Source organism: Pseudoglutamicibacter albus, assembly GCF_031458175.1.
Taxonomy (GTDB): Bacteria; Actinomycetota; Actinomycetes; order Actinomycetales; family Micrococcaceae; genus Pseudoglutamicibacter; species Pseudoglutamicibacter albus.
In genome coordinates, this window is the sequence record NZ_JAVDXX010000001.1 from 2,202,758 (window position 1) to 2,222,850 (window position 20,093).

15 protein-coding genes and 2 pseudogenes are annotated in these 20,093 nt (G+C 56.9%); 6 read left to right on the plus strand and 11 right to left on the minus strand.

What is annotated here, in order from left to right; all coding sequences use genetic code 11:
• Window positions 1–11: 11 nt before the first annotated feature.
• Together J2S67_RS09725 and J2S67_RS09730 are read right to left on the minus strand one after the other, a co-directional pair.
• A complete protein-coding gene (locus J2S67_RS09725) occupies window positions 12–1,190 on the minus strand; it encodes an IS1249 family transposase (RefSeq protein WP_310245177.1) in 1,179 nt (392 codons plus the stop codon).
• Window positions 1,191–1,353: 163 nt separating this feature from the next.
• A pseudogene (locus J2S67_RS09730) lies at window positions 1,354–2,445 on the minus strand (IS1249 family transposase); the annotation flags it as partial.
• 1,007 nt (window positions 2,446–3,452) lie between these two features.
• Between J2S67_RS09730 and J2S67_RS09735 the strand changes: the two are divergent.
• From J2S67_RS09735 to J2S67_RS09745, 3 genes are all read left to right on the plus strand, one after another.
• Complete coding sequence (locus J2S67_RS09735) at window positions 3,453–4,652, plus strand: MFS transporter (protein WP_035754391.1); 1,200 nt, start codon at window positions 3,453–3,455, stop codon at window positions 4,650–4,652.
• A 1,023-nt stretch (window positions 4,653–5,675) separates the two neighbouring features.
• Window positions 5,676–6,404: a DUF6318 family protein gene (locus J2S67_RS09740; RefSeq protein WP_052048202.1), complete on the plus strand. Its 729-nt coding sequence runs from the start codon at window positions 5,676–5,678 to the stop codon at window positions 6,402–6,404.
• A 265-nt stretch (window positions 6,405–6,669) separates the two neighbouring features.
• Complete coding sequence (locus J2S67_RS09745; RefSeq protein WP_310248612.1) at window positions 6,670–7,518, plus strand: PKD domain-containing protein; 849 nt, start codon at window positions 6,670–6,672, stop codon at window positions 7,516–7,518.
• Window positions 7,519–7,955: 437 nt separating this feature from the next.
• Here J2S67_RS09745 and J2S67_RS09750 read toward each other — a convergent pair whose 3' ends face one another.
• The 5 genes from J2S67_RS09750 to J2S67_RS09770 form a co-directional block, all read right to left on the minus strand.
• On the minus strand, window positions 7,956–9,077 hold the full coding sequence (locus J2S67_RS09750) for a hypothetical protein (protein ID WP_035756633.1): 1,122 nt from the start codon (window positions 9,075–9,077) through the stop codon (window positions 7,956–7,958).
• 24 nt (window positions 9,078–9,101) lie between these two features.
• Entirely contained in the window at window positions 9,102–9,905 is an 804-nt protein-coding gene (locus tag J2S67_RS09755; protein WP_310248614.1) for an exodeoxyribonuclease III, read from the minus strand.
• Window positions 9,906–10,005: 100 nt separating this feature from the next.
• Window positions 10,006–11,736, minus strand: a complete 1,731-nt coding sequence (locus tag J2S67_RS09760) for an AMP-binding protein (RefSeq protein WP_310248617.1) — start codon at window positions 11,734–11,736, stop codon at window positions 10,006–10,008.
• A gap of 222 nt (window positions 11,737–11,958) precedes the next feature.
• Window positions 11,959–12,786: an ammonia-dependent NAD(+) synthetase gene (gene nadE / locus J2S67_RS09765; protein ID WP_310248619.1), complete on the minus strand. Its 828-nt coding sequence runs from the start codon at window positions 12,784–12,786 to the stop codon at window positions 11,959–11,961.
• A 76-nt stretch (window positions 12,787–12,862) separates the two neighbouring features.
• Window positions 12,863–13,597: a hypothetical protein gene (locus J2S67_RS09770; RefSeq protein WP_310248621.1), complete on the minus strand. Its 735-nt coding sequence runs from the start codon at window positions 13,595–13,597 to the stop codon at window positions 12,863–12,865.
• A 126-nt stretch (window positions 13,598–13,723) separates the two neighbouring features.
• Here J2S67_RS09770 and pyrE point away from each other — a divergent pair, with 126 nt between their 5' ends.
• Window positions 13,724–14,278: an orotate phosphoribosyltransferase gene (gene pyrE, locus J2S67_RS09775; RefSeq protein ID WP_310248622.1), complete on the plus strand. Its 555-nt coding sequence runs from the start codon at window positions 13,724–13,726 to the stop codon at window positions 14,276–14,278.
• A gap of 305 nt (window positions 14,279–14,583) precedes the next feature.
• Here the strand turns inward: pyrE and J2S67_RS09780 are convergent, their stop codons facing one another.
• Genes J2S67_RS09780 through J2S67_RS09795 form a run of 4 tightly spaced genes read right to left on the minus strand, consistent with a single transcriptional unit; the run spans window position 14,584 to window position 17,928 of the window.
• Window positions 14,584–15,354, minus strand: a complete 771-nt coding sequence (locus J2S67_RS09780; RefSeq protein ID WP_310248624.1) for an ABC transporter — start codon at window positions 15,352–15,354, stop codon at window positions 14,584–14,586.
• Window positions 15,355–16,122: an ABC transporter permease gene (locus tag J2S67_RS09785; protein WP_310248625.1), complete on the minus strand. Its 768-nt coding sequence runs from the start codon at window positions 16,120–16,122 to the stop codon at window positions 15,355–15,357.
• A complete protein-coding gene (locus J2S67_RS09790; RefSeq protein ID WP_310248831.1) occupies window positions 16,119–17,105 on the minus strand; it encodes an ABC transporter ATP-binding protein in 987 nt (328 codons plus the stop codon). The genes J2S67_RS09785 and J2S67_RS09790 overlap by 4 nt, the downstream gene beginning before the upstream one ends.
• The gene (locus J2S67_RS09795; protein ID WP_035756612.1) at window positions 17,095–17,928 is read right to left on the minus strand and encodes a hypothetical protein; all 834 of its coding nucleotides are present in this window, start codon (window positions 17,926–17,928) and stop codon (window positions 17,095–17,097) included. The genes J2S67_RS09790 and J2S67_RS09795 overlap by 11 nt, the downstream gene beginning before the upstream one ends.
• A 741-nt stretch (window positions 17,929–18,669) precedes the next feature.
• Between J2S67_RS09795 and J2S67_RS09800 the strand changes: the two genes are divergently transcribed.
• Together J2S67_RS09800 and J2S67_RS09805 are read left to right on the plus strand one after the other, a co-directional pair.
• The gene (locus tag J2S67_RS09800; RefSeq protein WP_310248628.1) at window positions 18,670–19,833 is read left to right on the plus strand and encodes a CE1758 family FMN-dependent luciferase-like monooxygenase; all 1,164 of its coding nucleotides are present in this window, start codon (window positions 18,670–18,672) and stop codon (window positions 19,831–19,833) included.
• Window positions 19,834–19,860: 27 nt separating this feature from the next.
• A pseudogene (locus J2S67_RS09805) lies at window positions 19,861–20,093 on the plus strand (NAD(P)H-dependent oxidoreductase); the annotation flags it as partial.

A 20,093-nucleotide genomic window follows, 5' to 3' on the forward strand; every position in this document is an offset into this window, starting at 1 on the left:
TGTTGCGGGGGTTAGATGTGGCCTTTTTGGATGCCGATTGAGTGTGTGTAGGTGGTGTCGATAGCGTTGTCGTAGAGGGCTGGTCGTCCTGTTTGGTGGTCGGCTTGGTTCTTGTTGTGGGTCAGGGCTGGTACTTTGGCGAGTTGGTTTTGGCCCCAGTTGGACTGCCTGGCGATTTCTGTTGGATCGTCAGGCAGTTCTGTTTTCTGGTAGAGCCACCATTCCAGCATTTTTCGTTGGTGTTCTCCGGTTCTGCCGCGGTGGGTGCGGGTGAGCAGTTTCAGTTCGGCGTTGATCGCGCCTTCAAGGCTGTTGGTGGTGGATTTGATGCGGTGCCGGTGCTGTAGTTCGGTCGGTGGGTTGAGGTAGGTGAACAGGAGGTTGTTACGCCATAGGTGTAGCAGGCTGTTGTAGGCCTTACGGGTGTTCGGGTGTGTCCAGGCCCAGTGGCGTTGTTGGGTGATTGGGTCTGTGGTGAAGGTTTTCTGGTTGAGCCATCTCCGGTAGAAGGTGCCGTATTCATGGAGTTGCCTCGCCCAGGTGGCTGCTTCATCCAGGGTGGTGATCCGGGTCAGGTTCCGTGCTAGTTGATAGATCGCTTTGCCCGCATCGGTACGCGGGTGTGAGGTGGTGTAGCGTCGTACAACTCGTTGTGCATGCACCAGGCAGCGTTGGATCACGGTGGCAGGCCAGCATTTCTTGATAGCGCTGGCGGCTCCTTGTCCTCCATCGATGACAGCGATCACTGGTGCGGGGATACGTTGAAGTAGTCGTTGGTAGTCCAGGCTGGTTTCACGCTTGCACCAGTGCCAGGCCAGGACATGATCGAAGGTGGCTGCCACGATAAGACACCCGGCACCGGTGTAGGTTCCATCGATAAAGATCTGGTCATAGATCGTCCCGGCGTGTTTGATCATCGGGTCGGGTACTTCAACCAGCCAGCACCAGCTAAACCGTCGCTTCAACGTCGAAGGGCTCACCCCGGCCTGTTGTGCGGTGTCTTTCAAGCTACGGGTCGAGGTGCAGTGAGCGATGAACTGCTTGAACACTGCTGCTTTGGTGATGTCAGTCCGGGTTTTGGTGCTTGAGGCTCCACAGAGTTTGCACCGCCACCTTGTCCTACCTTGTGTGGTGGTGCCATTGCGTTTCATATCGCCACCGCAGTGGCATCGTGGTCTGTTCTTCGGCATCCAGCCACCACACCACTAGCCGGTAGCACATCAAGGGCACCACACCGAGGAATGAACGCTCACACCACCGATATATGCCCAGCAGCCATATATATCCGCTGAAACCCGCGCCAACACAGCCGAAAACACCAACCCCAGACACACATTCTGACCCTTAACCCTGGTCGGCTTGGTTCTTGTTGTGGGTCAGGGCTGGTACTTTGGCGAGTTGGTTTTGGCCCCAGTTGGACTGCCTGGCGATTTCTGTTGGATCGTCAGGCAGTTCTGTTTTCTGGTAGAGCCACCATTCCAGCATTTTTCGTTGGTGTTCTCCGGTTCTGCCGCGGTGGGTGCGGGTGAGCAGTTTCAGTTCGGCGTTGATCGCGCCTTCAAGGCTGTTGGTGGTGGATTTGATGCGGTGCCGGTGCTGTAGTTCGGTCGGTGGGTTGAGGTAGGTGAACAGGAGGTTGTTACGCCATAGGTGTAGCAGGCTGTTGTAGGCCTTACGGGTGTTCGGGTGTGTCCAGGCCCAGTGGCGTTGTTGGGTGATTGGGTCTGTGGTGAAGGTTTTCTGGTTGAGCCATCTCCGGTAGAAGGTGCCGTATTCATGGAGTTGCCTCGCCCAGGTGGCTGCTTCATCCAGGGTGGTGATCCGGGTCAGGTTCCGTGCTAGTTGATAGATCGCTTTGCCCGCATCGGTACGCGGGTGTGAGGTGGTGTAGCGTCGTACAACTCGTTGTGCATGCACCAGGCAGCGTTGGATCACGGTGGCAGGCCAGCATTTCTTGATAGCGCTGGCGGCTCCTTGTCCTCCATCGATGACAGCGATCACTGGTGCGGGGATACGTTGAAGTAGTCGTTGGTAGTCCAGGCTGGTTTCACGCTTGCACCAGTGCCAGGCCAGGACATGATCGAAGGTGGCTGCCACGATAAGACACCCGGCACCGGTGTAGGTTCCATCGATAAAGATCTGGTCATAGATCGTCCCGGCGTGTTTGATCATCGGGTCGGGTACTTCAACCAGCCAGCACCAGCTAAACCGTCGCTTCAACGTCGAAGGGCTCACCCCGGCCTGTTGTGCGGTGTCTTTCAAGCTACGGGTCGAGGTGCAGTGAGCGATGAACTGCTTGAACACTGCTGCTTTGGTGATGTCAGTCCGGGTTTTGGTGCTTGAGGCTCCACAGAGTTTGCACCGCCACCTTGTCCTACCTTGTGTGGTGGTGCCATTGCGTTTCATATCGCCACCGCAGTGGCATCGTGGTCTGTTCTTCGGCATCCAGCCACCACACCACTAGCCGGTAGCACATCAAGGGCACCACACCGAGGAATGAACGCTCACACCACCGATATATGCCCAGCAGCCATATATATCCGCTGAAACCCGCGCCAACACAGCCGAAAACACCAACCCCAGACACACATTCTGACCCTTAACCCTACGATGCGGTGCAGGCCGGGTATTCTGCCCCCGTCGGCGATGCCGTGAGCTGGCTTGTATCAGCCTAGGTGTTTTTGGATTCGGTCCCCGGCTAGCGGTCACGCCTAGTGCTTCGGAAGCGCTTGGCTGGCTTGGAATCCGATCAGGGAATCATTCCAAAGGGCGCAATCATGACACATGAAAAACGTAGCGCTATCGCCGAGTACCAGCCTTGGCCCTTACCTCCGGGCTAGCGGCTTGTGGAACCAATGACAATGCTAAGCCTGCCGAAACGCCCGGCCTAGAACCCGTCTGTCCCGGGAACCTTGCCCGAGGTAGCTAAACAGGAAAGTAAAGTTGGTCCCAGGGAAGATTCAGCTAGCCCTGGAGAGGCTGGAGCGCGGCGTCGACCAAATACGACTCACTGTCATTCAGAAGCCACAAAACCGCCACCCTGGGAACCACAAACGAGTCGAACAATTCCCCTGAGCCACTTTGCATTCTTGTGTATAGTTCTTCTCAAGCAACGCTGGTGCTTGTCGGGGCAGTACTTTCAGGGCCTATCTATATGGAGAAGTCCCCACTGGAATGAAAGCCATGCCTACTACTTCGGCTGAAGCTAAGCTGCTTACTTGATCACTGCATTATGGAGGCGCGGAGAACGACGCGGATTGGAGTCATATAGACGACTCTGTTCTTCAGCGATTCCGGACCAAAGGTGAATCGGGCGTTACGAATGTGCGGTGTCCCATAGCAACCCTTACTTTCAGTAAGTTTGGAACTGCTGAAAATTCTGACAGATGGTCCCGACGGAAGGGAGACTCGGGTGGCTCTCCGTAGAAATTTGACAGTTAGCACCTGAGAATATGCTTGAGGTTTTAAGAAATAGGCTTTACAGAATTTTCTTCTACAGCTTTACGCTGGGGAATTTTGCAGAAGGTCTCCTGGTAGTGACTACGCCATTCCTTATCCTCCGAACCACCGGCAGACCCGCCGACGTGGGCATAGGGTTAGCGGCGCAAACCATAGGAGTGCTATGCGCGCTTCTCCCAGGGGGCACCTTGGCGGATAGGTTCTCGAAGATAAAGATAATTTCTCTATCTTATATATTAGGTGCACTATCTTTGCTGCCAGTATTCCTATTGAATAGCGTCCAGAATAATATTGTCTTATTAGCGTTATGCTTATTTATGTTTGGCGTGTCTACTGCAATCTATGGGCCTATAAGTGATTCGTTGACGCCAGATTTAGTAGATGAAAGCAACTTACATAGAGCTAATTCTGTCGAGTCATTTAGTCAGCGCGTTGGGCAAGGTATGGCAGGTCCAGTAGCTGGTGGCATTCTGATAGCTCTAGATATGGGCACTATCTCTTACGCGATTGCTAGCATGTCGCTCCTTCTTGCGGCAGTAAGCATTAGAAGGATAAATATTCCGACACTTAATACTAGGGATGAAGATGGGCAGGGGCCATCTTGGTCAAGCGCCTTGAGATTTCTTAGAAAATGGCCTTCGTTTACGCTGCTTCTCGTGTGGGTCAGCGTCGCGGTGATGCTGCAGATGGGAGCGAAGCCTGTAGTAAATACAACCTGGGCAGATGGCTATCAGGGTGGATCTATGATTTATGGATCTGCATTGGCTATTGGCGCTGTAGCTTCGCTAGCAACAAGTGTGATTGTCGGCAATGCACGCCTACCTAAAAATTACGTTCTATGCATGATTCTATGCTGGTCTATTGGGTCCTCAGCGGTAATCATCTTATTGTTTAACAAAAGTGCAACTGCATTTGCGGTTACATTTATTGTGTCAAGTATATTTCTAACTATTGGCAATATATACTGGTCGACATTCATGCAAAAGAGTATCCCTCGGGCACTATTGCCTAGAATGCTAAGTATAGATTGGTTTGCGTCGCTCGCGCTTGTTCCTCTGGGAGCAGCTTTGGCTGGTTTTGGTTTAGAGCGCATAGGACTAGAGAAGATGTTTCTCGTACTATCCACTCCAATCCTATTTAGCGGTTTTATAATGATGATTCTGATGCGACGCTCGTTTGCGCTACGCGAATAATGAACCACCGACATGCCCATGAGCCATGTACCAGGAAGCTCCACCGAGAAGGCATCTCCTCTACTGAAACATGAGGGTGCCTTTTCGATAAGGTCTACACCGTGAATGCCACCAAAATCCGATATGCAAGGGTCTCCACCAGCGACTAAGCTGACCAACCCCAGGACATGTCCTTAGCTGCTGCTACTTACTGGCAGAGCTGCACCGACAGCAACAGAACTGGCCGAGCCATGCCCGTCCTTAAGGCGGAGTAGATCTGAACGCTCAGCGAGTAGAAGACGCTTTCACTGCCTGGGGTCTGGACTGCTTGGGACCTAACTCGTGCTGGCTCTCAGAACCGTTAAAGGACCTAGAGCCTTGGGGCGCCTTCTTTGAATCGCTCACTGAAGGTATAGGTAATTCGCAGAGCCTGCGAGAGCTACCGTTCTATATTCTTGTTGCTATGTTGGGATGAAATTGACCTTGACTTCTGGGCGCACTAAAGCCGGAACGGCAACGATGAGGGAAGGGTGGAGCTGATGTTGCCCCTGGTTGCCCGTCTCGTTTGTCTGAGGAGTAACGCTTGCAGCCTATTCCAGTTCGCAGGTTAATCCGGTGACGAGCAGAGCGTGGACGAAGCGAGAGCCGGCGGGGTATCGCTCGGTATGAGCGTTCATTCCTCGGTGTGGTGTTGTTGCGGAGGTACCGGCTGGTGGTGTGCTTGTTGGTTGAAGGACTCGACCTGAGCTAACCCGCGTCCCCCCTCCTATCGCTACCGAGTGTTGGTCTACATCAGTCTTTTCATTTTGGATTCTGTTCCCGGTTAGCAGTCACGCCTGATCCTGTCCGGAGTACCGGACAGAGATTACCAGGGCTCGAACCGTTCTTCACTACTCGCCCTCCCCGCGTTCATGCGGAAGTTGGACTAATCCGGCTGCAACTGAAGTGTGAAAGAAAAATTTCATTTTGTTCTTCTATGGTGCTTTTAGATGCGCTTGGCTACCTTAGATCTCAAACAGAAACACATGCCTAAGGGGCGCCATCATGACAAACCTAAAACGCAACGCTATCGCCACAGTCTTAGCGCTCAGCCTCGCTTCCGGTCTGGCTGCCTGCGGCACCAATGACGATGCGAAGCCCGGCGAAGCGGCTACTTCAGTTGCAGAATCAACGTCAACTAGCCCAGGTGGCAACGAAGCGGAAGACAAAGAAGCGAGGGGTAAAGGCACTTCCGGTAGTGGCAAGGGCTCTGGGAATTCGAAACCTTCCGCGAGCCCGTCACCGAAGGGCCCATATAAGCCCGCGACCCCGAAACGACCTGCTCAGAACGTGCCGGTCCCCGGACCCTTGCCTGAGGTAGCGAAAGAGGAAAGCAAGGCAGGTCAGATCGCTTTCGTTGAGCATTGGCTGAAAGAGCTCAACTATGCCTGGGAAGTCGGCTCCTTCCGTAAAGAGTTCTGGGATATCACCTCGTCTGACTGCAACTACTGCAAGAAAGTCGACAAGACGCTCTCACGAGTGCAGAAGCACAACGCATGGACCGTCGGCGGAAAGATTCGTTACGAAAACATCCAAGCACCAAATAAGGAACTCGACAGCGGGATGTTCTACGTGACATTTTCCGCGCACGAAGATAAGCGCTCCTACTATGTGCCAGGAAAATCAAAAGCAGCCCAGACAGTGCCCGCTAATTCAACTGACGATGGCATGTTGAAACTAGAACGAAAGAATGGCCGCTGGAAAGTGGAAGGGCTCTACGGTGCCAAGAAATAACTCGCGCAAAAAGACGAATGCTCTTCTTCCATCAACAATTTGTGCCTTCCTTATTTTCGCTGGGAGTGAGGCGCATGCTGTTGATGTCAGTTTTCAAGACCAGGGTGTTGAGACAAGTAATCACATCGAGCAAAACACTAGTGAAGAGACACAGACAGAAGCCTCCTACAGCGGAAACAACGCGGCGGCTGCACCTAAGGTTTTTGGGAAGCGTTTGTTGTGGGATCCAGCCTGTACCCCGGCCGCGTTGGACCGGTCAGGCGCGGTGACCGGTTCTACCAAGGTTGCTGGTAGTGACCTGCATGTGGCTGAGGTGCAGGATCCTGTAGCTCGTAACGCTGCTAAAACCCAGGCCTGCACCCGCCGAGCAGTTGATGAGTGCGGTCAACGTGACGACTTGCTCTACACCACCAACACCGCCACCACCCAACTCGCCTGCCGCGCCAAAAACAAACCATCTAAGAATGGTGCCCCACCTGAGCAGGCCCCGCTGACGATTACCGAAATCCGCACCCTTGTCGCGACCGAAACCAAACGCATCCGCATCCACCCCGGAGCAGTCACCACCGATGCGATCAAACCCAACACCCTCACCACCGCCTGGACCAACTTCTACCTCACCAACCCCAAACACAACACCGACGACAAGAACGGCAAAGCCGGTAAAGACACTGCCTCTGGTGGTGTTGATGGTGTGGTGCGGGAAACCATCGACGTTCTCGGTGAGAACGTCACCGTCGAGCTGACGCCGATCAAGTATCGGTGGAAATACGGCGATGGCGAGGCACGCACTTCTAGAACCGCAGGGAAAATGCTGCCCACACGTGCGGATGTGTGGGAGAAGGAAACCCCGACCTCTCACATGTACCAGAAACGAGGAACCTACCGGGTGGAAGCCACCGTGACCTATGCCGGGAAGTACTCCCTGGATAACGGTGAAACCTGGGACACCATCCCAGGAACCTTGGAAACCCAAGCTACGCCCCTAGATATACGGGTGTGGAGTATGAGGTCAGTCAATGTCTCAGGTCCCTGCCAACCAGGCAACCCCAATGATGACCCGACCTGCAAAATACAAGACTTCACCATCTTCAAACCCCGCCAAACACGCTAACCCCCACCACAACACGACACGGACGAAATGAGGCACCTTCATGCCAGAAAGAATTCTGGGACATCACCTCACCAAAGTGTCAATACTGTAAAGCCGAGGACGAAGTTTTCTCGCGCATGAAGAAAGACAAAGCCTGGGTGGTCGGCGGAAAGGTGCGTTTAGAAGACGTGCGCATACCAAATAAAAGCTCAAGAACGGGAACTATTACGTGACGTTCACTTGGCCTGTCGAGAAACAATCCTTCTACAGGCCCGGGAAAACAAAACCAGTCCAAACAATAGAGGCGGCTTGGACTGACGATGCCGCTCTGGTCTTGGGGCGCAAAGCAGACGGTTGGAGAATGCGCGGGTTTTACGCAATCGAAGATTTGCCGCGAGGGAAGTAAGCATACCTCGCAAGCGCGGGGTAGCGACTAGCCCTACACAATGTGGGGGTCGCTAACCCGCGTGCGCCCACATCGAAATCGAATCCCACCGCCGCCGCAAACGGAAATAAGCAGCCACGGCACCAGCCATGTCCGCGTCCATCAACGCATCCAACCCATCGGCGACATCCAAAACCGAATCATCCGGCCACGCCCTAGCCGTCAACAAACCATAATCCAACTCAACAACCGAATCCGGATGGAACTGCTGCAACCAGTCATGCAACTCCACAGCCGAAGCCAACAACCCAGTCGGGTCCACCGCATCGACATCATCCATGCCAGAACCGTCGACGAAACCAGTGGCATCGACGTCCTCGTCCGCTTCCCCGTCCTCTGCAGGACTGCCGCCCCATGAATCACCCTCGCCGAAGCCATCATCGTCGGTGACCATCGAAATCGAAGACAACGCGGCAACGGCATACGCCGCCCGCTCCAGAGCCAACACCAAAGGAACCCGAACCGCAACCGAGAGCGGCTGCGAATCCTCGCCCTCGACGACCTCCTCCTCATCGCCGGAACGGAACAACGCGAACCAACTCAACGGGATCCGCCACGTAGACATCCGCGTGTACAACGGCGACTCAGCAAGCCACATCCCGTGTTCCTGCAAACGCTCACTATGCGCCGCGGCCGAAGCCGGAGGGAACCACACATCTAAAGCGTCCTCAGGCACGTAGTCCTCCAGCAAAGACGCAGCGATACCCGCACGCAACGGCTCCTGCGCCGGGCAAAACATCACGACATCGCCATGCTCCCTATCGAGCACAATCATGCGATACTGCTCAACAGTCCCATGCGGAAACGGATCCACCCGCGGACGCGAAATACGCGCCAAAGAACGCCACAACGCGGCCTCGTCATCAAACGATGCATCCAACGTGTGCCCTGGCGTAGCAATCAACAACTGCTCAGCGTCATCGAAACTAGCCAACGGCGAATACACGCGCAAATATGCGGTGGGAGGCATATTACGACGCGCGCCCACCGGCATACGCGGAAACCCGCCAGCGCCGCCGTTGTTGCCAGAGTTGCAGGCGCCACCAGCGCCGCCGTTGTCGCCAGAGTTGCCGGCGCTATCAGTGCCGCCAGCCCCAGCGCCGCCGCCCGCATCGTCGTCTGAGAAAGTCCCCATCAGAGCGCTAGACCTAGCAGGACCTCAAGCCAATGTCACGACGACCGGCGCGTGGTCCGATGGGCCCTTACCTTTGCGTTCCTCACGGTCGACTGCCGCATCCGTCACCCGCGCCGCCAAGGCGGGGGAGAGCAGCTGGAAGTCAATCCGCATCCCCTCACCTTTAGGGAAACGTAGCTTCTGATAATCCCAGTAGGTGAACACGCCGGGGCCGGGGTGGCGCTCCCGCATCGGATCAACAAAACCCGTATCCAGGAATGCGTGGAAAGCGTCGCGTTCAGGCTGTGACACGTGCGTCAACTGGTTGTCGAGGAAATACTGCATATCCCACACGTCCTCATCACGCGGGGCAATGTTCCAGTCGCCCGTCAAAGCGATCTGCGCCTGCGGATCCTCCGCTAGCCAGCCGGCCGCTTGACGGTTCAGCTCCGCAAGCCACTCCAACTTATACGGCATGTGCTCATCATCCAGGGCGCGCCCATTCGGCACGTACAGGCTCCACACGCGCACACCGTTACACGTCGCGGCGATCGCACGAGCCTCCTGAACAGGATCCACCCCACCCTTACCGAACGCGGGCTGCCCAGGGAACGTCCGCTCAACGTCCTCAAGCCCCACACGGGACGCGATCGCAACACCATTCCACTGCGAAAAACCGAAATGTGCCACATCATAATCGAGCGCCTCGAACAGCTCCCACGGGAAGTTCTCGTCCTTGCATTTGGTTTCCTGGATGGCCAGAACATCAACATCATTCTGCTCAAGCCACGCCTCAACACGGTCAGCGCGGGCCCGCAGCGAATTCACATTCCACGTTGCAATCTTCACGCACACAACCGTATCAACGCCCGCGGTGGGGGAGGAGCAGGGCACGATGCTGTGGGTGGGCACCGCGTGAGCGGGTTCCGGTGTGCGCCCGCATCGGCATCTACTTAGACCGGACCGACTTTAGTGCCGGGAAGTCTCGTTCGGTGTATTCGGTGCCTTGCGCGTCAGGTAGCAGCTGCCCGTCGGGGCCGCGTTTCTCGGACTCTTCGTTGCGCAGGTCAACGCGGCGGATCTTGCCGGACACTGTCTTCGGTAGATCCGCGAACTCGAGGCGGCGGATCCGGCGGAACGGCGGCACGTTTTCCTTGCAGTAACGGAAGATCGCCTCCGCGGTTTCCGGGGTCGGTTCATGCCCGGCAGCGAGGATGATGTAGGCCTTCGGCACGGACAAACGGATCGGGTCCGGCGACGGCACTACCGCGGCTTCTGCGACGGCCGGATGCTCAACCAGGACAGACTCCAGTTCGAACGGTGAAATACGGTAGTCCGAAGACTTGAACACATCGTCAGCGCGCCCCACATACGTGTAGATGCCGCGCTCATCGACCTCAGCGATGTCGCCCGTATGGTAGATGCCGCCGCGCATCGCCCGCTCGGTGCGTTCCGGCTCGTTATAGTAGCCGGCCATCAGACCGCCGGGGCGGGGATCCAGCCGCAGGCACAGCTCACCCAGCTGCGCCTCTTCACCGGTGGTCGTGTCGATCAAGACTGGCTCATAGCCCGGCATCGCACGCCCCATCGCGCCGATCTTGACCGGCATACCCGGAGGGTTCGCCACCTGGACCGTGGATTCGGTTTGCCCGAAGCCGTCGCGGATCGTCTGACCCCACGCCTTCGCGACCGTATCGATCACTACGGCGTTGAGCGGTTCACCCGCGGAAACCAACTTCTTCGGCGGGTTCGTCAGGCGCGTCAAATCAGCCTGGATCAGCATGCGCCACACGGTTGGCGGTGCGCAGAAACTCGTGACCGACTCCTCCGACATGTGCTCCATCAACTTGATCGCATCGAAACGATCATAGTTATAGATGTACACAGTTGCTTCGCCGATCCACGGCGCGAAAACATTCGACCACGCATGCTTACCCCAGCCCGGGGAGGCCACGTTCAGATGCACATCGCCCGGCTCAATCCCGATCCAATACATCGTGGATAGATGCCCCATCGGGTATGAATAGTGCGTGTGCTCAACCAGCTTCGCTTGCTGTGTGGTGCCCGATGTGAAGTACAGCAGCATCGAATCGTCACCGGTAGCTTTGTGTTCCGGAACGAACGATTCCGGCGCGGCATCCGCATCAGCCCAATGATGAGCCCCAGCGAACACCGAATCAACATCGATCAGTGAATACTCGCCCTCGATGTCCGCGAACTTCTCCAAATCGTTGTGGTCAGCGATGACCCAACGCGCACCGCCACGCGTAATACGGTCCTGAAGGTCAGCCCCCACCATCTGGGTAGTGGTCGGGATCAAAACCGAACCGAGCTTCACCGAAGCCAAAACCGACTCCCACAACTCGACCCGGTTCCCGAGCATCAAAATGATCTTGTCGCCAACCTTCACGCCCAGCTGCGCCCACCATGACGCCACCTGATTCGACCGTGCCGAAGGCTCAACCCACGTGCGCGTGGTGCGCGTCTCATCGTCCTCAACGATGATGAGCGCTGGGTCATTCGCGCGCTCGCCGGACGCGATCTGATCGAACCAGTCGAACCCGAAGTTGAAGCCCGGGATGTCCGGCCACGTGAACGTTTCACGCGCTTTTTCGTAGTCCTCCCGGTAGGTCAGCAACTGGTCGCGTGCGGCCTTGTACTGCTCAAACGGTTGCGACATGGGTTCCTCCCGGGGTTCGTCTATGCCTGCTGCCGCATATGTGGGTGGTTGCCCTGTGCGGCTGGCAGTTGACGAGGTTGGTATTGATTGGATTGTTGTTGTTTAGATTATCGATAAAAACAGTGCTGGGGGTGGAAAGATACGGTCCATGACGGGGCTCAGTTTCGCCACCGCTCTAGTTCCACTAGAGATTCAGTCCTGGACCGGCTGAGTCCCGCCGCCTCATTCCTTCCACCATGTGTCCGATGGGGTGGTTGGGGTGCGGCGCTTATGTCGGCTACGTAGGTAGGCGGCCTCGATGCGTTCCGCGGCTTGGCCGGGGACGGTTTCGCCGCGTAGATAGGCGTCAAGGTGGGCGTATGAGACGCCCATTTCGTCCTCGTCGAGCCGGCCGGGCTGGCCGTCCAAGAGGTCAGCGGTTGGGACCTTGTCCACCACGCGTTGCGGGGCACCCAGGTGGCGCAACAGTTCACCGACCTGCCCCTTCGTCAGCCCCGCCAACGGAAGCACATCGGCACCGCCGTCACCGAACTTAGTGAAGAACCCCATCGTCGATTCAGCCGCTTGATCCGTACCGACCACCAGCTGGCCGCGCTCACCCGCGAGCGCATATTGGGCCGCCATCCGCATGCGAGCCTTCAGATTGCCGCGGTTGAAATCCGTGAGCGGGGCGCCCGTGCTGGCTTTGATCTGCTCCTCAAGACCAACGACCCCCGGCGCGATATCCACTGTGTGAGGGTCATCGGGCTGTATGAAATCCATCGCCGCCTGCGCATCAGTCTCATCAGCTTGAACCTCGAACGGCAACCGAACCGCAGTGAAGGTGGCGTCAGTGTTGTGCTCGGCGCGAAGCCGCTCCACCGCGAGCTGCGCTAGACGGCCCGCGAGCGAGGAATCAACCCCGCCCGAAATACCCAAAACATAGCCGCGCGCATGAGCCGAGCGGGCATAATCCACCAAAAACTGGACGCGATCCTCAACCTCCTGAGCCGCATCAATCTTCGGCTTCACACCCATTTCAGCGATGATCTGTTGCTGCAGAGACCTCATAAACCCAGCTTAGTCCGTGGGGTGCAGGTGTGGTTGGGATGGCGGTGCGGGCCTGGGGCGGGAGGCGGTGCTGGGTTTACGATGCGGGTGGCACCGGTGGCGGCGGCAGGAAGCCTCGCGGGGCTGAACCTTCCTGTGCAGTGTTTTCTGGCGGTGTTGTGCTTTCTGCTGGCTCTGCGACCGCGGATGTTGCGGTGTCCGCTTCCGGTGTCGCGTTCTCTGGCGGGGCAGGCGGAGGAGGCAACGTGACGGGCGATGCGGGCGCTGGGGCCGCATCGTCAGCTTGGTCCGGAGCGGGCGCAACGGGAGCAGCGTTGGCTTGGTCCGCGTGAGGGGCCGCGGGCGCTGGGGCCGCATCGGGAGCCGCTGGCGCATCGTTCGTTTCAGGCGCATCAACCGAACCGGCATCAGACCCAACTGTGCCGTGGGCGATCTCCTGCCCAACCTCGGCAGCGGCGGCCTCAACCACGCCGCGCATCGAAACCTTCTCCGAAACCGGGGCATCCAGGCCGACCTCGTCGGGAACCTGCGGCGCAGGAATCACCGGTTCAGCCGCGCGAACATGCGGATCCGCGATCGCATCAGCCTGCTGCTCAGCGGCACGAACAGCCGCATAAATGTCCTCAGAATCCACACCGAGACGTTTCGCGATAGCGGCATCAACCGCATCGGAATCAGGTTCCCAATCAGTCGGTTCCCAGTCCGTGGGCTCCCACGAAGACTGCGGCGCAGGAACATCAAGCTCGGCAGGAGCCGCGTCAAACGGCTCCACATCCTGACCGGCAGGCCCAGGAGGAGTAGGAAGAGACATCGAAGACCCCCAAAAACGGAACGAATCCCAGAATCAACTAACCCAAGAAACAACTAACCCCAGAATACGGGGAATAAGGCGTGAGGGAAATGAGCAAAAACCGGTGCAGCACCTAAACTAAGGAACATGACCAGCAACGAACGCGCACGCCTGCAGCAGCTCATCAGCGACCTCGCCGTGGTGCGAGGCAAAGTGATCCTCTCCTCCGGGAAAGAAGCCGACTACTACGTCGACCTACGCCGGGTGACGCTGCATCACGAAGCCTCGATCTTGATTGGCCGCCAACTGTTGACAGCATGCGACGACGCCGGTGTGAGCTTTGCGGCAGCCGGTGGGCTCACCATGGGTGCTGACCCCGTAGGTACCGCGATCATGCACGCGGCACGGGAAGCCGGGCGTGAGATTGATGCGTTCGTGGTGCGGAAAGCCGCGAAAGACTACGGCATGGGTCGGCAGGTTGAAGGGCCGGGCGTTGAGGGGCGCGACGTGCTGATCGTCGAAGACACATCCACGACCGGCGGCTCCGCCCTCACGGCAGTGGAAGGGGTGCGGAAAGCGGGCGGCAACGTGGTCGCGGTAGCGGTGATCGTTGACCGGGACACCGGCGCGGCCGAACGCATCAAAGAAGAAGCCGGCGTGCCGTACATTGCGCTGTTCAGCAAACACGACCTCGGCCTCTAAACCTTTAGCAACAAGAGTGTCGAAAAACGTTTAGACCTGTCAGTGCTGAATAACCTTTAGCATCGAGAGTGTCGAAATAAAACGTGGCTGCCGCCCCTTTGCCGGGGCGGCAGCCACGTTTTATGTGCCGGTTATATGCGCGGATGGTTACGGCAGAAAAATAACAGCACTCACGATGCCGAAGGTTAAACACGGGGCGGGGCTGGCCGTGGAATAACAGCACACATGTTGCCGAAGGTTATTTCGGCACTCAGTCGGCTTGATGTTATTTCAGCAATTTCGTTGCCCAAGATTAAAAGGCTGGGCTAGATGACGCTGAACTTATGGCCTGCACGCAACCGCGAACGAGCGATTTGCACCATCAGCAAACCTAAAACGGCCCACGCCAAGCCGCGAGCCACATCGAACGCAAGCACAGACCACGCCACACTCGAGTTCAAGCTGCCTACAGCATCGACCACACCAGTCAGCGGGATCACCGCACTCAACGGGGCCAGCCATTGCGGGAACAACGCGACCGGCACAATCACACCCGCCAAAACCGGGACAACAGCGCCCGCGAACGCGGCACCCTGATACGGGTCAGACAACGCCAAGCCAACACCCGACATCGAAATCCCCAACAAGCCGCCCACCAGCACAGCGCACACCACCAACAAGGCCAGTCGCGCCACCACCGCAAAGCTAGCGTGCCCGGACATCACGGTGATCACCGCAAGAGAGGCCACACCCGCCGGCAACGCGAGTAGTACCGGCATCACCAGCGACGCCAGCCAGTACGCGAGATCCACCCGCCGGTATTCATGCACAACCTGGAAGACTCCGAGGTTCCGGTCGGTCGCGGTCTTGGAAACCACCCCGGAACATACGCCCAAACCGATGCCCACCAGCGTGGACGCATACGCGGTACGCAGCACATCCATGGACCCGACGTCTTTGGCGAGCAGAACACTGAACAGAATCTCTAGCAACGGGATCGCAAGCATCGAGACCAGCAAGGTTCCGACGGTCGCGTACGCAATCGATGACGCCAAAGAAACCCGGAACGCGGCTCCAAAACGCGATGTGAAACTCATCTAGATCACCGCCAATGTGCCAGCGGAACGGGCCTTGCGGATAGCTGATTTGCCGAGCCAGTACGATGCGGCGAACCAGCATGCTGTCACGCCCAGGCCAATCAGCAGACGGATCATGACCTCACCTTCCGGGACTTGGCCCAACAAAACCTGGGTTGGTGCAGATAACGGAATGATGTAGCTCAGCTCGTGTAATACCGGTGGCGCGTCCGTAGAAGTGAAAACAAGACCGGAAAGAATGAAAACAGGAATCAGAAGAAGTTCCTCATATGCAATGGCGTTCGGAGTTAGCACGAAAAGCGCTGCAATCACAAAAGAAATGCTGAGGCACGAAACCCACAACAGTAGGATGCTGACCGCAACCGACGCCCCTGAAACCGGGGGAGTGCCGTGGCCTACGTCAGTCGCAATCCACAGTAGGCCCCACGCTAGCCAAGCGACCGCGAAGGATAAAAGCCCGAAAACCGAGGCCGCAGACACAACAGCGGCCGCCGGGGAAAGAACGCTGATGCGTGCACTGAATAGGTGGACAAGCGTGCCTTTGAACCGTTCGAATCCAAGGATTCCCGCGGCAACAGTTGTTGTGGTCCACATGCCAACGATGCCGCTACGCATCCACGCAACCCACGCGTCGCCACCCCACGCGTAGTATGCAAGCGCTTGAATAGCGAGAATGCCGAGGGTCGATGTGGCCATGAGTGAAACGAAAAACGGAACCCGAGCGAACTCGCCCAGGTGGAAAGCAACCATACGGAAGTAGCGCATCATGGGCGTTTGAGCTCACCTGCCAATGACAAATAGGCTTCCTCAAGCGTGGGTTGCCTCGTTACTAAATCGTTCGGTATTTCGATGCTGTGTTCCCGGAAAATACGCTGCACTTCAGCTTGAATCTGTGCGGGCGTTTGGCTGCTTTCCCAGAAAACAGTGAGTCCCCAACGTGCACCTTTCGGGGACTGACGCAGCTCCTTCACATGCGGCTGGGAGCGCAGCGTCTCAACAATGTCCTTGTTGCGCGCGTGGATCGTTGCAGTGGTTGTAGCGGTGACACCTGCGTAATTCACGACTTCCGTGAGTCCGCCCGTGAAGTGGATGCGGCCGGCACCGATGACCGAAATGACATGGGACACGTCCTCGATTTCAGACATCGTGTGGCTGGTGAGAAAGACGGCGTGCCCGTTGTTCGCGAGATCCTTCAGTAGGGTACGGATGGAAAGCGCGATGTCTGGGTCGAGTCCGTTCGTTGGCTCATCCATGACAAGCAGGGCCGGGTGCCCCAGAAGTGCGCGGGCGATATGAAGACGCTGCACCATTCCCCGCGAGAATGAATTGACTTTCTGGTTACTATTTTTAGATAAACCGACAGCCTCAAGAACTCTTTCAGTCTCTGCAGGAATGTTTTTCGATGGGATGCCTGCGACGTTGGCGAAGAAACGCAAGTTCTTGATAGCGCTCGCCCTAGGGTAGAAGCCGAGTTCGCCGCCGAGGGCGAGTCCGACGTCGCGGCGGGCCTGCTGTGAATGTGTTGTGGCGTTGTGGCCGTTGACGATGACCTCACCCTGGCTTGGGTCCAGGATGGAAGCGGCCATCTTCACCAAGGTGGTTTTTCCTGCGCCGTTCGGCCCGATGAGTGCATGGATCTGGCCAGGTTCAACGGTGAGTGAAACCTCGCTGACCGCAGTGAACTTTCCCTTGTCATAGGTGCGCGAAACTTTGCGGAACTCCAGAGCGGGAACTTTTGAATCAGTAGAAATGTTCTTCTCCTATGTTTACTTCGCCAAGCCCAAAATCTAAGAACCCCAGAGGGTCTCTTTCTAGTGTTCGTGCGACTGCCTCTGCAGCTTCTTCGGCGCCAAGGGAGTGATAGGACGCGACGACGATCTTCCGTAAGGTGTTCATTGAGTTGACTGCACCAAGGAAGAAAAGCCTACCGAATGCATGTCCGGCGACAGATATTGCGCCGCGGTAATCTCCCGAGTAGTAGAGGGCGCACGAAAGTTCAGATAATGCCTCTGCGAGATACTCCGGAGCCGTTTTCGCGACGAATCCGCAGTTATCTCGAAGTTTCTTGACTGCGCCAGCAAAGTCGTCCTGCAGCACACGAATTTGAGCGGCGTTGATGGCTATTTGGCTTGCATAGCGTGCACCCATCGACACTTCAAGTGGGCTGGCCGCACTTGTTGAGAGAAATTGCTTGAGTAACTCCTCCGCTTCTTGTAATAGCGAAAGAGATTTCGAGTAGTCAGGTCCTTTCAGTTCGACAAGCGCTAATAGGTTCAGCTTAAGAGCTCTCTCCAGAGGCCGAGACCGCTCTGGAATGCCTTCTTCGGCTAGGGATATGTCCAAAGTTTCGGTAGCTTTATCGACATGGCCAAACCTTTTGAACTGAGAAGCGGCTAACCGGTGGTTTGCCAAGTAGCGTTGGGTTGAGTCTTCCGCTCTCCGTGCGCTTAGTGCAAAATAGTCGGTTGACTCCGCTTTGCTTAATGCTGCAAGTATGGTTCCGGACAGTAGGAGGTCATGGTACGACCCGTGCTCTTTGAGCCACTCGCCAATATCAGTTATCGCTTTTGCCACGCAAGCGTAATCGCCGAAAAATGTAATAGCCGCATCTGCTCGAGTGCTAAAACTCTTCCTGTCTTCCGTTATCCATGAAGTGATTGTGTCACCCTCTATCGGATCAACGGAAGCGATTTTGCAATGTTCTAAATAGAAAATCCTGAAGTCACTGAACCGCCGGACACCCAGATCATTACTGATTACTGGCGTTGCAAGACTCCTCCATCGAGGTGCACGCGGTTCCGGCGGTTGCAGTGAGTCCAAGATGAGATTTGAGCGCTCGAGGAAAGCAGGCGAATGGCGTCGATATTTGAGGGCTTGCCTCAGTTCCGCAATGTGATCGGAAATGCTAATCAACGTTCCACCGCGGCTTTTACTGAGGGCTATTTGATCCGTGGTTCCAAGCTGTCATTAGTTGCGCAAAAGTGCGGAGCTTGTTGTTTGCAAGTTGTGCTGCAATTTCTGCTGGTTTACTCATTTGTATTCTCCTCAAAGTTACTGCCACATAAATCGACTGTGCTATGTCTCACAGCGATAAGTAAATAGTTGCATAAGGGGCATCCCAGGTCAAGGTTTTATTGCCGTGGTTTGAGAAAAGTTGTCCGGCCCCTCGGGTAGACCCGAGGTAGCCTCCTTGGTTGTGCTGCCGTTGACGTGAATCTGAGCGTGGCGGGAATGAAAAGGAATGCCCGACGGTTGATGTATTTGACACGTCAACAAAGTTCGGGGTTTGAACCCCGGCGCCTAGGAGAAGCCACCATGGAATTCGGTATCTTCACCGTCGGAGACCTCACCCCGGACCCAACCACCGGCACAACCCAAACCGAGCACGAACGGCTCCGGTCCATCCAGAAATACGCAATCAAAGCCGAAGAAGTCGGCCTCGACTTCTTCGCACAAGGCGAGCACCACAACCCGCCCTTCGTCGTGTCATCACCAACCACCAACCTCGCCTACATCGCCGCGAAAACCGAACGCATCAAACTCACCACCTCAACAACCCTCATCACCACCAACGATCCCGTCCTCATCGCAGAGGACTACACGATGCTGCAGCACGTCTCCGGCGGCCGCATCGACCTCATGATGGGCCGCGGCAACACCGGCCCCGTCTACCCATGGTTCGGCAAAGACATCCGCCAAGGCATCCCACTCGCGATCGAGAACTACCACCTGCTGCGCAAACTCTTCCGCGAAGAAACCGTGAACTGGGAAGGGAAATTCCGCACACCACTACACGGCTTCACGCTCGCACCCCGCCCGCTCGACGACACCCCGCCGTTCGTATGGCACGGCTCCATCCGCTCCCCAGAAATCGCCGAACAAGCCGCTTTCTATGGCGACGGTTTCTTCCACAACAACATCTTCTGGAAAATGGAACACACCGCCTCCATGGTCCAGCTCTATCGCGAACGATACGAATACTACGGTCACGGCGGAGCCGAGCAAGCCATCGTAGGCCTGGGCGGCCACATCTTCGTAGGCGAAACCGAGAAGAAAGCCAAGGAGTTCTTCCGGCCATACTTCGATAACGCGCCGGTTTACGGGTACGGGCCGTCCCTTGAAGAGTTCACGCGGGATACACCGCTGACCGTCGGCACCGTGGAGCACGTGATCGAACGGACGCTCGGATTCGCCGATGCGGTGGGCGACTACCAGCGGCAAGGTTTCCTGATCGACCACGCAGGCCTGCCGGAAGAGGTGGTCCTGGAGCAGATCGAGATCCTCGGCCGCGAGATCGTGCCCGTGCTCTGCCGCGAATTCGAGACGCGCCGCCCCGCCGGTGTTCCGTCCCGCGCGCCAAGCCACGAACAGCTCGCCGCCCTACCGAAGGATCATGACTACCACCAGGTGATCTCCTCGCCGGTGGCCCGCGCGGCGGAATCTGCGAAGCGGGAACACGCGGCAGAGAATGACAGCTAGGAAGACAGACGTGGCAGAGGAGGAGACATGGCACTGAAACTCGTTGCAGTAACAGCTGGGCTATCGCAGCCATCGAGCACCAGGCTTTTGACCGATCAGATCGTCAACGCCGTCCGCGCCGCGGTGACCGCGCGCGGCGAAGATGTTGAGGCGGAGGTCATTGAGGTTCGTGAGATCGCCCAAGACCTCACGCAGTCGATGCTGACCGGCGCGATGCTGACGCCGAAGCTGGCTGAAGTTCGCGAAAAGCTTGCTGCGGC

What these genes read in the sequence shown, in the direction of transcription:
- J2S67_RS09760 (WP_310248617.1), bottom strand. Translation starts at nt 11,736, where the DNA reads ATGTCGCAACCGTTTGAGCAGTACAAGGCCGCACGCGACCAGTTGCTG.
- J2S67_RS09770 (WP_310248621.1), bottom strand. Translation starts at nt 13,597, where the DNA reads ATGTCTCTTCCTACTCCTCCTGGGCCTGCCGGTCAGGATGTGGAGCCG.
- J2S67_RS09735 (WP_035754391.1), top strand. Translation starts at nt 3,453, where the DNA reads ATGCTTGAGGTTTTAAGAAATAGGCTTTACAGAATTTTCTTCTACAGC.
- J2S67_RS09780 (WP_310248624.1), bottom strand. Translation starts at nt 15,354, where the DNA reads ATGAGTTTCACATCGCGTTTTGGAGCCGCGTTCCGGGTTTCTTTGGCG.
- J2S67_RS09785 (WP_310248625.1), bottom strand. Translation starts at nt 16,122, where the DNA reads ATGATGCGCTACTTCCGTATGGTTGCTTTCCACCTGGGCGAGTTCGCT.
- J2S67_RS09725 (WP_310245177.1), bottom strand. Translation starts at nt 1,190, where the DNA reads ATGCCGAAGAACAGACCACGATGCCACTGCGGTGGCGATATGAAACGC.
- J2S67_RS09750 (WP_035756633.1), bottom strand. Translation starts at nt 9,077, where the DNA reads ATGGGGACTTTCTCAGACGACGATGCGGGCGGCGGCGCTGGGGCTGGC.
- nadE (WP_310248619.1), bottom strand. Translation starts at nt 12,786, where the DNA reads ATGAGGTCTCTGCAGCAACAGATCATCGCTGAAATGGGTGTGAAGCCG.
- J2S67_RS09800 (WP_310248628.1), top strand. Translation starts at nt 18,670, where the DNA reads ATGGAATTCGGTATCTTCACCGTCGGAGACCTCACCCCGGACCCAACC.
- J2S67_RS09740 (WP_052048202.1), top strand. Translation starts at nt 5,676, where the DNA reads ATGACAAACCTAAAACGCAACGCTATCGCCACAGTCTTAGCGCTCAGC.
- pyrE (WP_310248622.1), top strand. Translation starts at nt 13,724, where the DNA reads ATGACCAGCAACGAACGCGCACGCCTGCAGCAGCTCATCAGCGACCTC.